Annotated in this window: 10 protein-coding genes and 3 tRNA genes; 8 read left to right on the top strand and 5 right to left on the bottom strand. The window is 72.3% G+C overall.

Annotation, left to right across the window (positions count from 1 at the left end; genetic code table 11):
• Positions 1-80 precede the first annotated feature (80 nt).
• From IQ210_RS12120 to IQ210_RS12085, 8 genes are all read left to right on the top strand, one after another.
• Positions 81-398: a histone-like nucleoid-structuring protein Lsr2 gene (locus tag IQ210_RS12120; protein WP_037722176.1), complete on the top strand. Its 318-nt coding sequence runs from the start codon at positions 81-83 to the stop codon at positions 396-398.
• A gap of 123 nt (positions 399-521) precedes the next feature.
• Positions 522-593: transfer RNA gene (locus IQ210_RS12115), tRNA-Gly, on the top strand.
• Positions 594-672: 79 nt separating this feature from the next.
• Positions 673-748: transfer RNA gene (locus IQ210_RS12110), tRNA-Gly, on the top strand.
• A gap of 123 nt (positions 749-871) precedes the next feature.
• The gene (locus IQ210_RS12105; protein WP_194078892.1) at positions 872-1,813 is read left to right on the top strand and encodes an ABC transporter ATP-binding protein; all 942 of its coding nucleotides are present in this window, start codon (positions 872-874) and stop codon (positions 1,811-1,813) included.
• The gene (locus IQ210_RS12100) at positions 1,810-2,589 is read left to right on the top strand and encodes an ABC transporter permease (protein ID WP_194078891.1); all 780 of its coding nucleotides are present in this window, start codon (positions 1,810-1,812) and stop codon (positions 2,587-2,589) included. The genes IQ210_RS12105 and IQ210_RS12100 overlap by 4 nt, the downstream gene beginning before the upstream one ends.
• 14 nt (positions 2,590-2,603) lie before the next feature.
• Positions 2,604-3,815: a sensor histidine kinase gene (locus IQ210_RS12095; RefSeq protein ID WP_194078890.1), complete on the top strand. Its 1,212-nt coding sequence runs from the start codon at positions 2,604-2,606 to the stop codon at positions 3,813-3,815.
• A complete protein-coding gene (locus tag IQ210_RS12090; protein WP_194078889.1) occupies positions 3,812-4,420 on the top strand; it encodes a response regulator transcription factor in 609 nt (202 codons plus the stop codon). Before IQ210_RS12095 ends, IQ210_RS12090 begins: the two co-directional genes overlap by 4 nt.
• 23 nt (positions 4,421-4,443) lie before the next feature.
• Positions 4,444-4,519: transfer RNA gene (locus IQ210_RS12085), tRNA-Gly, on the top strand.
• Between the two features lie 50 nt (positions 4,520-4,569).
• On the opposite strand, the gene IQ210_RS12080 is transcribed toward IQ210_RS12085, so the two are convergent.
• The 5 genes from IQ210_RS12080 to IQ210_RS12060 form a co-directional block, all read right to left on the bottom strand.
• Positions 4,570-5,469, bottom strand: a complete 900-nt coding sequence (locus tag IQ210_RS12080) for a phosphoribosylaminoimidazolesuccinocarboxamide synthase (protein WP_194078888.1) — start codon at positions 5,467-5,469, stop codon at positions 4,570-4,572.
• A gap of 104 nt (positions 5,470-5,573) precedes the next feature.
• A complete protein-coding gene (locus tag IQ210_RS12075; protein WP_194078887.1) occupies positions 5,574-7,073 on the bottom strand; it encodes a N,N-dimethylformamidase beta subunit family domain-containing protein in 1,500 nt (499 codons plus the stop codon).
• 212 nt (positions 7,074-7,285) lie between these two features.
• Positions 7,286-9,199 carry a M48 family metalloprotease gene (locus IQ210_RS12070; protein WP_194078989.1) on the bottom strand — a complete coding sequence of 638 codons (1,914 nt, stop codon included), beginning with the start codon at positions 9,197-9,199 and terminating at the stop codon, positions 7,286-7,288.
• 349 nt (positions 9,200-9,548) lie between these two features.
• A complete protein-coding gene (gene purD / locus IQ210_RS12065; protein WP_194078886.1) occupies positions 9,549-10,802 on the bottom strand; it encodes a phosphoribosylamine--glycine ligase in 1,254 nt (417 codons plus the stop codon).
• A 316-nt stretch (positions 10,803-11,118) separates the two neighbouring features.
• A complete protein-coding gene (locus IQ210_RS12060; RefSeq protein ID WP_194078885.1) occupies positions 11,119-13,485 on the bottom strand; it encodes a DNA polymerase III subunit gamma and tau in 2,367 nt (788 codons plus the stop codon).
• Positions 13,486-13,513: the final 28 nt, after the last annotated feature.

The following is a 13,513-nucleotide window of genomic DNA, read 5'->3' as shown; positions in this document are numbered from 1 at the left end:
GGATTTAGTCGGGCTTCACATTGCATTGCCGGGCACTGTACAAATGAATTGGCAAGTGCCGTACGAAGGGACCGATATTCGTGGCGCAGAAGGTCGTGGTCACTCTCTTTGACGACATCGACGGCTCGGAAGCGGCGGAAACGATCGCCTTCGGACTCGACGGCAAGTCGTACGAGATCGACCTGAATCAAGCGAATGCCAAGAAACTGCGTAAGGCCCTCGAGCCCTACGTGGAAGCCGGCCGGAAGCGTTCCCGGTCCGGCAAGGCGTACAAGCAGACCGAGGTCGCTCCCGACCCGGCGGCGGTCCGCGCCTGGGCCCAGGCGAACAAGATGGACGTGCCGGCCCGCGGCCGCATCCCCAAGAAGGTCTACGAGGCGTTCGCCGAGGCGCAGTAGCCCCGTCGACGCCCGGTCACCCGCCCCTCGGGACAACCGACTTGCGCTGCACCCCTCCTGGTCGGCTAGAGTCTGGAGCACGCCGAGGGGCGGGGACGGAAAAGCCCAGCCCACGGAGTACATGCGGGTGTAGTTCAGTAGCAGAACATCCCCCTTCCAGGGGGAAGGCGCAGTGTGCAATTCCTGTCACCCGCTCTGCATCGCCGGCCTGGTCCTCTTGTGGATCAGGTAGGATGGTGCTCGCGCCGGTCGGTGAGAGCTGACCGGAGGCAATGCGAACGTAGCTCAGTTGGTAGAGCGCAACCTTGCCAAGGTTGAGGTCGCGAGTTCGAACCTCGTCGTTCGCTCCAGATCAAAGCCCCTCGCTTCAGCGGGGGGCTTTTTTCGTGCCTGGTCAGGCCTCTGACATTTGTCATGCGGAGTGATGACAGCGCGCACTCCTTCCGGGCCCGCGGCGCCGGGACGCTGGGACCATGGACACGAACACGAACGTGATTGAGGTCACCGACCTGCGACGCGTCTACGGGGGCGGGTTCGAAGCGGTCCGCGGGATCAGTTTCTCCGTCGCCCCCGGCGAGGTCTTCGCCCTGCTCGGCACCAACGGGGCCGGCAAGACGTCCACGGTCGAGCTGCTGGAAGGGCTCGCGCCGCCGACCGGGGGCCGGATACGGGTGCTCGGACATGATCCCTACGCCGAGCGGGCCGTCGTACGGCCGCGGACCGGCGTGATGCTCCAGGAGGGCGGGTTCCCGTCCGAGCTGACCGTCGCCGAGACGGCGCGGATGTGGGCGGGGTGCGTGAGCGGGGCGCGGCCGCCGCTGGAGGCGCTGGAGCTCGTCGGGCTCGCGCGCCGGAGCGACGTACGCGTGAAGCAGTTGTCCGGGGGTGAGCGGCGGCGGCTGGATCTTGCGCTCGCGCTGCTGGGACGGCCCGAGGTGCTGTTCCTGGACGAGCCGACGACCGGGCTCGACGCCGAGGGCCGCCGGGACACCTGGGAGCTGGTGCGGGCGCTGCGCGACGGCGGTACGACCGTGCTGCTGACCACGCACTATCTGGAGGAGGCCGAGGGCCTCGCCGACCGGCTCGCCATCCTGCACGAGGGGCGGATCGCGGTCACCGGGACCCCCGCCGAGGTGACGGCCGGGCAGCCCTCGCGGATCTCCTTCGAGCTGCCCGACGGGTACTTCGTGGGCGATCTGCCACCGCTCGGGCAGCTGGGGGTGCTGTCCCACGAGGTCGACGGGCGGGTCGTACGACTGCGGACCCGGGAGTTGCAGCGGGCGGCCACGGAAGTGCTGGTGTGGGCCTCGCGGGCGGGGGTCGAGCTGCGGGGCCTCGATGTGCGGTCGGCCTCGCTGGAGGAGGCGTTCCTGGGGATCGCGGCTCAGGAGTTCGCTCAGGAGGTCAGGGCATGAGCGCCGTGGTGGATCGGGTCGTGGTCGGCCGGGTGAAGGCCCTCGCGCGGGCCGAGCTGACGCTCTTCGGGCGCAGCAAGGGAATGATCGTCACCGCGGTGTTCGTGCCGCTGGTGCTGCCGTTGAGCGTGCGGACCGCGGTCGAGGACATGGACCTGGAGGGCACCGGGCTCAGCGTCGGGATGGTGCTGCTGCCGGGGGCGATCGGGTTCTCGCTGCTGTTCGCCGTGTACTCGGCGCTGGTCGGCGTCTTCGTCGGGCGGCGCGAGGAACTCGTCCTCAAGCGGCTGCGGACCGGGGAACTGCGGGACGGCGAGATCCTCGCCGGGACCGCGCTGCCCGCCGTGACGACGGGGCTCGTGCAGTCCCTGGTGCTGGCCGCCGCCTGTACCGCCCTGCTCGACGTACCGGCTCCGAAGGCACCGCACCTCGCCGTCGTGGGCCTGCTGCTGGGCCTCGCGGTGTGCGTCCTGCTCGCCGCCGTCACCGCAGGGCTCACCCGGACCGTGGAGAGCGCTCAGGTCACGGCGTTGCCGCTGGTGATGGTCGCCATGGTGGGTTCGGGGATCACCGTGCCGCTGGAGCTGATGCCGGACCGGATGGCGTCGCTGTGCGAGCTGCTGCCGCTGACCCCGGTGATCACGCTGATCCGCGGCGGCTGGACCGGCGAGCTCAGCGCCTACGAGACGATCGGGCCGGTGCTGACCGCGCTGGCCTGGGCGGCGGCGGGGGTGTTTGCTGTAGGGCGGTGGTTCCGGTGGGAGCCGAGGCGCTGAGGCACGGGGAGAGCATGCGCAAGCCGGGGAGCTGGTGGGGGCGGAAGAGCACGCCGGCCAAGGTCGAGACGTACACCCGCTGGTCGTTCCACTTCTTCGCGGTGATCGAGGTGGCCTCGATCGGGCTGCCGCTCCTCGGTGCGATGACGCCCTGGCTCGCGGCTCCGCTGCTGGCGCTGGTGACCGTGCACGCCGTGGTCTGTGCCGTGACCGCCTCGCGGGCACTGGACTGGACGCGCGGGCGGCGCGAGCAGCCCGTCCACATGCTGTGGACACTCGGCACGGTGACCGCCGCGGTCGCCGTCGCGGCGATCGGCGTCTCGGAGCGCGGGCCCGGCGGGGACGACGTCGAGACCGCGGCCGGCGGGGTCTTCGGGGTGGTCCTGATCTTCGGCGCCGGGGTCATCGCGCTGGGCGTGCGCGAGCGGCGGCGGGTGTACGGCGTCGTCGCCGGCTTCGCGGCCGGGGCGGGGGTCGTCGCCTTCCCGCTGGGGCTGCCCGCGCCCGCCACCCTGGTGACGATGCTGGCAGTGCTGCTCGGCGGCGGGTTCCTCGCCTTCACCTCCGCCTTCTCCGTCTGGCTCCTCAACGCCGTGTACGAACTCGACGAGGCCCGCGAGACCCGGGCGCGGCTCGCCGTCGCCGAGGAGCGGCTGCGGTTCGGGCGCGATCTGCACGACGTGGTGGGCCGCAACCTCGCGGTGATCGCGCTGAAGAGCGAACTCGCCGTCCAGCTGGCCCACCGGGGCCGGGACGAGGCGGTGGACCAGATGACCGAGGTGCAGCGGATCGCGCACGACACCCAGCGCGAGGTACGAGAGGTCGTACGCGGGTACCGGGACGCCGATCTCGGGGTCGAACTGAGCGGCGCGCAAGGTGTGTTGACGGCCGCCGGGATCGAGTGCGAGGTGACCGGCGAGGCCGCCGGGCTGCCCGCCGAGGTGCAGTCGGCGCTCGGCTGGGTGGTCCGGGAGGCGACGACGAACGTGCTGCGGCACGGGGACGCCCAGCGGTGCACGGTCGCCGTACGGAGGTCGGAGGACGGTGTCGTGCTGACGGTGGAGAACGACGGGGCCGCCGGTCCGTCCGGGCCGGGCGGGTCCGGGCTCGCCGGTCTGCGGGAGCGGCTGGCGGCGGTGGACGGGACGTTGGAGGCGGGGACCGTGCGGGAGGGTGTGTTCCGGTTGGTGGCCCAGGTGCCGAAGGTGACAGAGGTGGCCTCGTGACCGTACGGCTGTTGCTGGCCGATGACGAGCATCTGATCCGGGGGGCGCTGGCGGCGCTGCTGTCGCTGGAGGAGGACCTGGTGGTCGTCGCCGAGGCCGCGTCCGGGCCGGAGGCGCTGGCGATGGCCCGGGCGCACGAGCCGGATGTGGCGGTGCTCGATCTACAGATGCCGGGGGCGGACGGTGTGAAGGTCGCCACATCGCTGCGGGCCGAACTGCCCGGCTGCCGGGTGCTGATCGTGACCAGTCACGGGCGGCCCGGGCATCTGAAGCGGGCCCTTGAGGCGGGTGTGCGCGGGTTCGTCCCCAAGACGGTGAGCGCGCAGAAGCTCGCCGAGATCATCCGCACGGTGCATGCCGGAAACCGTTACGTCGACCCCGAGTTGGCCGCCGACGCGATCTCCGCAGGGGACTCCCCGCTGACCGCGCGCGAGGCCGAGGTGCTGGAACTCGCCGCCGACGGGGCGCCCGTGGCGGAGATCGCCGAGCGGGCCGCGCTGTCCCAGGGGACCGTACGGAACTATCTGTCGTCGGCCGTCTCCAAGCTCGGTGCGGAGAACCGGCACACCGCCGTGCGTCTCGCGCGCGAGCGAGGTTGGGTATAGTAGGCAGCGCGCTTCGGCGCAGTGCGAACGTAGCTCAGTTGGTAGAGCGCAACCTTGCCAAGGTTGAGGTCGCGAGTTCGAACCTCGTCGTTCGCTCCACTGCAAAGGCCCCGGTCATCGACCGGGGCCTTTGTCATGCGGTCACGCGGTCAGCTCCAGCTCGTGCCGGTCAGCCGCTCGTACGCCTCGATGTACTTGGCGCGCGTGCGGTCCACGACCTCCTGCGGCAGCGCGGGCGGCGGCTGCTCGCTCTTGCGGTCCCAGCCGGAGGCCGCCGAGGTCAGCCAGTCGCGCACGAACTGCTTGTCGTACGACGGCTGCGCGTGCCCCGGCTCCCACGACTCGGCCGGCCAGAAGCGGGAGGAGTCCGGGGTGAGGACCTCGTCGCCGATGACGAGGGTGTCGCCGTCGAAGCCGAACTCGAACTTGGTGTCCGCCAGCAGGATGCCCCGGTCGCGGGCGATGTCCCGGCCGCGGGTGTAGACGGCGAGGGTGGCCTGGCGCAGCCGGGCGGCGGTGTCGGCGCCGACCTGGCGGGCGACCTCCTCGTACGACACGTTCTCGTCGTGCTCGCCGACCGCGGCCTTGGTGGCCGGGGTGAAGATCGGGGCGGGGAGCTCGCTGCCGTCGGACAGGCCCTCGGGGAGGGCGAGGCCGCAGACCGTACGCGACTCGTTGTACTCGACCAGGCCCGAGCCGGTGAGATAGCCGCGGGCCACGCACTCGACCGGGACCATCTTCAGCGACTTGCAGACCACCGTGCGGCCCGCCCAGTCGGCGGGGGCGCCCTCGGGGAGGTCGGTGCTGATGATGTGGTTCGGGATCAGGTCGGCGAGCTGGTCGAACCACCACAGGGAGAGCTGGGTGAGGACCCGGCCCTTGTCCGGGATCTCGGTGGGCAGCACCCAGTCGTACGCGGAGATGCGGTCGCTGGCGACCATCACGAGGTCGCCCGCCTCGTTCTGGTACAGCTCGCGCACCTTGCCGGTGTGCAGATGCACCAGACCCGGAACCTGGATCGGCTCGGGCTTTTCTACGAATCCGGACACGGTTCCTCCCCGTGGTTCTGTCCAACGGGTCGATTGTCGCTTATAGGCGGCTGACCTTGGACTTGGGGTGTGCTGGTGGTGTTCTGCGGGTGATGTGCGTGAGCTCAGTCACGCTTGCAGATGCGGTCCAGGAGGTTGGCGGTGGCGCGCTGGACGCGGGTGTCCACATGGCCCGGGCGGTCCAAGGACGGGGACCAGGCGAACGTCCCCGACGCGAAGACCAGGGCGCCCGAGGGGGCGCGGTAGAGGGACGTCTCCTGGTGGCGGAGGGCGCCCTCGGTGTCGGTGTACGGGGAGTGCGCGAGCAGGATGCGGTCGTCGTGCTCGGGAAGCGCGGTGCGCGGGAAGTAGCGGTCGGCCTCGCCCGCTACCAGGCCCTCGATCGCGTCGCCCTCGTGCGCCCCGGTCGCCTCCCACAGCCAGTGGTCGGCGTTGCGCACGATCAGCGGGGAGGGGTCGGGGACGCGGCCCGCGTACTGGATGCCGACCAGCTGCTGCTCCGGGCGGTCGATCTCCCGCCACAGCACCGGGCGGCCGGGGCCCCGGCGCTTGCGGCAGGTCAGGAGGCGGTCGGGGACGCCGGACGGGGACGGGCCCAACTCCACCTGCCAGTACATGGTGTTGGCGGAGAGGAAGACGAGGGACGTGCCATGGTCGCGGGCCCGCTCCACAGTGCGGCGCATGTTCGCCGACCAGTACTCGTCGTGGCCGGGGAAGACCAGCCCGCGGTAGCGGGTGGGGTCGACGCGGCCGGAGTGCAGGTCGCGGGCGTCGGCGTAGGCGAGGTCGTAGCCGTAGCGCTCGGCCCAGCGGATGAAGTCGTAGGCATGGCCGACGTGGAGGGGCAGGCCCGCGCCCGCGTACGGGCGGTCGAAGGAGACCGTCGTCGCGGCGTCGGACTCGCCGAGGAGACGGCCGTCCTCGTCCCACGCGTGGTAGAGGCTCGCGCCGGTGCGGCCATCCTCCGGATAGAGGTTGTACGCCTGCCACGTCACGTCCGGGAGGAGCAGGAGCAGGTCTGCCGGCTGGTCGTGGCGGACCGTGAAGGGGACGTGGGAGCGGTAGCCGTCGGCGGTGGTGAGGACCGCCACGTACGCCCCGATGCTCCAGTACGACGGGATCTGGAGGCGCCAGCTGAGCCACCAGTGGTGGCAGGAGACCGTACGGTCCGCGGTGAGGGGCGGGGGCTGGACGATGCCGGAGAGGCGCGGGCTGGTGGTGATCTTCGCGGCGCCGTCACCGCCGTAGTGGCCGATGCGGTAGACGTCGACACTGAATTCCTGGGGCGGGTCGACCGTGATGTGGAAGTCGATGGCCTCGCCCGGGGCGACCGCGCCGGTGGAGGCGAAGCCCTTGATCTGGCGGCGGACGTCGTCGGCCGCGCGGGGGCCGCCGGCGGAGCGGGGGGTGGGGATACGGGCGCCGGTGGCTCCGGACGGGGGGTGTGGTGGTGCCGGGTCCACGTACCAGGGGACGACCTGGCCGGTGTCGTCGAAGTACGTCTCGCTGCCCCTGAGCCACGGGAGGGGGCCCTGGCCGAAAGGGTCCGTCACGGCGTGCGCCAGGGCTCCCGACTCCCAGCGGCGGATCGGCTCCGAACCCATGGCTGCTCCCCTCCCTCGTGCCCCCGTGTGGTCGTACGTACCTGTGCGCGCGTGTGAAGCGCTTGTCCTATGTCGCAAGCCCTTGCCATGTGCGCGATCGGTCCCAGCACATCACATAACGCACGCAGGCTGTCACTATTCGTTGCGAATTGGCCGAAAGTGGAATTGGGGGTTCCGATACGGCTGCCTTGACCTGGAGTTCAGGGGTGGGCTCAGACCAGGCGGAGGGGCTTCTCCGGGCGTATGCCTGCCTGGGTCAGCCAGTGGCGCAACGGGGTGGGGTCGCCGTCCTCGATGAGGCTGAGGACTCCGGGGGCGAGGTCCGGGGCCCGTTCTCCGTTGATGAGGAGGGTCGGGCCGTCGAGCCAGTCGAGGCCGGGGGTGGCGCCGGCGGTGTCCATGGCGGCGCAGCAGACCATCGCCGTGACGTGGTCGGTGAGGAGTTCGCGGGCGGTGCGAGGGGGTTGGAGCGGGAAGAGGGGGAGGGTGGTGTCGTCCCAGGGGGGTGGTGGGGTGTCGGGGGTTGTGGTGGTGCGCGGGGGCGTTTCCTCGCGGGCGAGTTCGGTGGTGAGGGCTGCGGCGAGGGTGGCGGTGCGTTCGTTGTCGGCCTCGGCCTCGGCTTCGCCTTCGGCCGTGGTGGTCTCACCCGCACCAACCGTGCGGGTTTCGTGGTCGAGTGCGGGTGGCCCTTGTGGGGGGTGCTCGCCGTCGGCGGCTTTCGGAGAGTGCGTGGGGGTGGTGGCGTGCGCTCCGGTGTCGCGCGTGGGTGCGCTGGCGCCGTTCGCCGGTGCGGTGGCGTCGGCGGCTGTGGTGCCCCGCGCGAGTGCGGCTTCGGTGGTGTTGGGTGCCGGTGTGGCTGACAGGTAGTCCAGGATTCTTGCCAGGGTCGGGGTGCCCGCTGTGGTCGGCGGTGTTGGTTCCGGGGTGTGGTGGGCTCGCTGGGCGTCCAGGGCTCGGTGGAGGCGGGCCGCGTCCAGGCGCCACTTTCGGTCCACTACCTCTTCCGGGTACTCCTGCCAGCTGACCGGGGCCCAGTCCGGGCCCTGTTCGGCGGGGCCGCCGTGGAAGAGGCGGGCGGCGAGGAGGGAGGCCGCCTCGTCGATCGCGCCGGGTTCCTCCAGGAGGTCGCAGGCCGGGCGTTCGCCCAGGCGGGAGGCGAAGCCCTCGGCCAGACGGTCGCGGCGGGACAGCTCCGTGAGGGCGGCCACCACGCCGGCGTCCAGTCGGGAGGGCCAGCGGCCCATCCGCCAGGCGGGCAGCGCGACGCGGGTCAGGAGGCGGTCCCAGCCCGCATACGCCAGGCCCACCTGCTCCTGCGCGACGATCCGCAGGCCGTAGTCCACAGCCTGTGCGCGCTCGGCGGCCGCGGCGGCCACCCCGCGCTCCATCAGCGCCGCGTGCTCCCGGCAGCTTCGGAGGAGCAGCCGAGCCACCCAGCCGACGGCCGCGCACACCCCACGGGTCAGGGGGCAGCGGCCGGACGTCGAGGAGACGGCCACCGCGGCGTCCAGACCCCGCACGAAACGGCGGGCCGCGGCTATGTCGGGGTGGGCAGAGGGGCCCGTACCAGCGACGACGGGGGCGAGGACGGCGCGGAGCTCGCCCACGCGCATCCACCACAGGAACGGGGAGCCGATGACGAGGACGGGGGCCGCTGTCGTACGGCGGTGCGCTCCGTGGGCGCCGGTGAGCTCGTCGCGGTCGGTCTGCGGGGGCGGGCCGTGGGCCGGGTGGGTGCGGTCCTCCAGCCAGCTGTCGCAGTCCGGGGTGAGCGCTATCGCGGAGGGGGCGGGGACGTCGAGTCGGTCGGCCAGGTCGCGGACCATGCGGTACAGGTCCGGGGCGGACTCCTCGGCGATCGGGACCGTCGGGCTCACCGCGGGGCGGGCGCGCGCCACGACCAGGGCGATGCCGGCGGCTGCCAGCAGCACGAGGGCGGCGAGCGGGGTGACGGTCCAGCGCGCGGCATGCCAGCCGGGGCCCACCAGATGGCCGGTGGTGTCCCCCGCGTACAGCACCACGGCGACCGCGGCGGGCAGCAGTGCGACGGCCAGCGCGCGGCTGCGGATGCGCAGCACGGCGAGAGCCCGGGAACGAGCGGCCTGTGCGCCCGCCTCCACACCCATACCGGTCACGACCGGAGTCGCCCCCTCCCTGCTGTCCTGGCGTTGCTCATTCCCCCACTGTGGCACCCACCACCGACATCGCAATGCCGGTGGGCCAAGTGCCGGAACGCTTGCGCCGCACCCTAGTTGGGCCCTCGGTCTCCGTCAGCCGTTAAAGACACCGGTCACTCGATGGAATGGCTTTGGGGAAAGGTGGATGACGGACAGCGAGGATCAGGCCTTGGATCTTGACTTGGATTCAGTCACGTTCATCGTCCTGTTCACGGTCGCGCAAAGGGGCAGGCCCCGAATCCAGAGACGGATTCGGGGCCTGCTCGGTTCATCGGGTCCCGGGTCGGGCTGCGCCGGTTCAGGCGCCGGACGCCGCCTTCGCGGCGATGTCCGTACGGTGCTGGGAGCCGTCGAGGTGGATACGGCCGACAGCGGTGTACGCGCGGTCGCGGGCCTCGTGGAGGTCCTTGCCGGTCGCGGTGACGGACAGGACGCGGCCCCCCGCGCTGACCACTGCGTCGCCGTCGTGCTTGGTGCCCGCGTGCAGGACGTACGCCTGCGGGGCGTCCTCGGCGGCCACCGCGTCGAGGCCGGTGATCGGGTCGCCGGTGCGCGGGGTGCCGGGGTAGTTGTGCGAGGCGATGACCACGGTGACCGCGGCGTCCTCGCTCCAGCGCAGCGGCGGCAGGTCGGCCAGGTCGCCCTTGGCGGCGGCCAGCAGCAGGCCGGCGAGGGGGGTCTTCAGACGGGCCAGGACCACCTGGGTCTCGGGGTCGCCGAAGCGGGCGTTGAACTCGATGACGCGGACGCCGCGCGAGGTGATCGCGAGGCCGGCGTAGAGGAGCCCGGAGAAGGGGGTGCCACGGCGGCGCATCTCGTCGACGGTCGGCTGGAGGACGGTGTCGAGCACCTCCTCGACCAGCTTCGGGTCCGCCCACGGCAGCGGGGAGTACGCGCCCATGCCGCCGGTGTTCGGGCCCTCGTCGCCGTCCAGCGCGCGCTTGAAGTCCTGGGCGGGCTGGAGCGGGACGACGGTCTCGCCGTCGGTGACGGCGAAGAGGGAGACCTCGGGGCCGTCGAGGAACTCCTCGATGACGACGCGGTCGCAGGCGTTGGCGTGCGCCCGGGCCGCCTCCAGGTCCGCGGTGACGACGACGCCCTTGCCGGCGGCGAGGCCGTCGTCCTTCACGACATACGGGGCGCCGAAGGCGTCGAGGGCCTCGTCGACCTCCTCGGGCGTCGTGCAGACGTAGGAGCGGGCGGTCGGCACTCCGGCGCCGGCCATCACGTCCTTGGCGAAGGCCTTGGAGCCCTCGAGCTGCGCGGCCTCCTTGGAGGGGCCGAAGACCGGGATGCCCAGCTCGCGCACGGCATCGGCGACACCGGCGACGAGCGGTGCCTCCGGGCCTACGACGACCAGCTCGGCGTCGAGCTCACCGGCCAGCGCGGCGACGGCCTTGCCGTCCAGGGCGTCGACCTGGTGCAGCTCGGCGACCTCGGCGATGCCGGCGTTGCCGGGGGCGCAGTACAGCGCGGTGACGTCGGGGTCGAGGGACAGGGAGCGGCACAGGGCGTGTTCGCGGGCGCCGCTGCCGATGACGAGGACCTTCACGGGGTTCAGGGTAACCGGCGTGGGGGGTGCGGGTTTGTGCGGGTTGCTGAAGGGCGGGGGGTGAGGGGCCTGTGCGTTCCTCTAATTCCTGCCCGGCGTCGAGGCTCGGCGTCCCTGGGGGCTGCCGCCCCCAGACCCCCGCTTCGGCCCTGAAGGGGCCTCGTCCTCAAACGCCGGACGGGCTGAGAGATGTGGACCGGCGCCGCAACGGGCTGAGAGATGTGGACCGGCGCCGCAGAGACCAAGGGACGACGAGCGGATGCGTTCTCGTATGTCACGCCCGCTGTAGGGAGCCCGTCGGCTTTGAGTTCGCGGCCTACTCGTTCGTGAACTCCTCCACCACCGTCGCCCCCAGCTCCCGCACGATCAGTTCGCGGCCCGAGAGAGCCGACTCGTTGAGGTCGGGGTCGTCGTCCTCCGGGATGTCGTCCTCGGGGGCGACCGGGGGCGGTTCCGGGGCGGAGGGCTGGGGTGCTGGGGTGGGGGCTGTCGACGGAGGGGGTGTCGACGGGGTCGGGGCGGAGGGTGCCGCGGGTGTGGGCTGGGGGGACTGGGGGCGTTGCGCGGGGGCGGCCGGGGCGCCGCCGTACGCGCTGGGGGCGCCGCCACCGCCGTAGCCGCCGTTGAAGTTCTGTGGGCCGCCGGTCGGTGGAGGTGCCGAGCCGCCCGACGCGTCGACGATCGCCTCGATCTTCCACTGGACGCCGAACTGTTCGCCCAACGCCTGCTTCAGGACGTCCTCGCTGCCGCTGCTGACGAAGTTGTCGCGGGCGCCGGCGTTGACGAAGCCGAGCTGGAGGGTGGTGCCGTCGAAGCCTGCCACCTGGGCGTTCTGACTGAGCAGGATCCAGGTGAAGCGGCGGCGGTTCTTGACGGCCTCCAGGATGTTCGGCCAGAGCATGCGGGGGTCGAGGCCACCGGCCGGGGGGGCGTAGGCCGCCGCGGCCGCGGGGGGTGCGGACTGCGGCGGGGCGGGTGCCGGGGCGGCGGAGGGCTGGGGTGCCGCGGGGGTGCCGGCGGCCGGTGCGGCCGGGGGCTGGGCGCCGCCGCCCGCCGGGGTGGCCGTGGGCCAGCCGCCGGGGCGTCGGCCGCCACCGGCGGGGGCGGCCGTGGGCCATGCGCCGGGGGCGGGGGTGCCGGGGGCGGCCGGGGCGGGGGCGGTAGGCGGGGCAGCGGGCGCTGAAGCTACGGGGGGCTCTTGAGTCGGCGGCTGGACTGGCGGCGCCGACGGTGCCGAGGGAGCCGGCTGGGCCGGCTGAGCCGCCGGAAGCGGCTGGCCCTGCTGCACGGGTTGCCCCTGCTGCACCGGCTGGCCCGCGGTCCCTCCCGCTCCCGCGGCTCCCACGGGCCCTGCGCCTCCGCCTCCACCCCGGACCGCCGCTCGCGCCGCCGCCGCGCCGCCGCCCGGCGGGATCGGGGCGGCAGCCGCCGGGGCGTGGGCGTCGGGTCCGGGGACGTAGCCCATCGCAGGCGCGCCCACGCCACCGGAGAAGTTGCCCCCGGCGGCGTTGCCACCAGAGAAGTTGACGCCTCGCTCCAGGCGGTCGAGGCGGGCCATCACGGAGCGTTCGTCGCCGTAGGCGGCGGGGAGCAGTACGCGGGCGCAGATCAGCTCGAGCTGGAGCCGGGGAGACGTGGCGCCCCGCATCTCGGTGAGGCCCTCGTTGACGAGGTCGGCGGCGCGGCTGAGCTCGGCCGGGCCGAAGGTGCCTGCCTGGGCCTGCATCCGTTCCAGGACGTCGGCGGGGGCGTCGATGAGGCCCGTCTCGGTGGCGTCCGGGACGGCGGCGAGGATCACGAGGTCACGGAGGCGCTCCAGCAGGTCCGCGACGAAGCGGCGCGGGTCGTTGCCCCCCTCGATGACCCGGTCGACGACCTCGAAGGCGGCGGCGCCGTCACCGGTGGCGAAGGCCTCGACGACGGAGTCCAGGAGCGAGCCGTCCGTGTAGCCGAGGAGGGAGGTGGCCATGGCGTAGGTCACACCCTCCTCCCGGGCGCCGGCGAGGAGCTGGTCCATGACGGACATGGAGTCACGCACGGACCCCTGTCCGGCGCGGACGACGAGCGGGAGCACGCCCTCCTCGACGGGGATGTTCTCCTTGCCGCACACCTCGCCGAGGTAGTCCCGCAGGGTGCCGGGGGGCACGAGCCGGAAGGGGTAGTGGTGGGTCCGGGACCGGATCGTCCCGATGACCTTCTCGGGCTCGGTGGTGGCGAAGATGAACTTGAGGTGCTCCGGGGGCTCCTCGACGACCTTCAGCAGCGCGTTGAAGCCGGCCGACGTGACCATGTGGGCCTCGTCGATGATGTAGATCTTGTACCGGCTGCTGGCCGGTCCGAAGAAGGCCTTCTCGCGCAGCTCACGGGCGTCGTCCACACCACCGTGGGACGCGGCGTCGATCTCGATGACGTCGATGGAACCCGGGCCGTTCCTGGCCAGGTCGCGGCACGACTGGCACTCGCCGCACGGGGTCGGCGTGGGACCCTGCTCACAGTTCAGACAGCGGGCCAGGATGCGCGCGCTCGTCGTCTTGCCGCACCCGCGCGGACCGCTGAACAGGTACGCGTGATTGACCCGGTTGTTCCGCAGCGCCTGCTGCAACGGGTCGGTGACATGCTCCTGCCCGATGACCTCGGCGAACGACTCCGGGCGATAGCGGCGGTACAGCGCGAGAGACGACACGCATACGAGGTTATAGGCGCCCACTGAC

It is taken from the genome of Streptomyces justiciae (genome assembly GCF_015163075.1).
Classification (GTDB): domain Bacteria; phylum Actinomycetota; class Actinomycetes; order Streptomycetales; family Streptomycetaceae; genus Streptomyces; species Streptomyces justiciae.
This window is presented reverse-complemented; position numbering and strand designations above follow the sequence as displayed.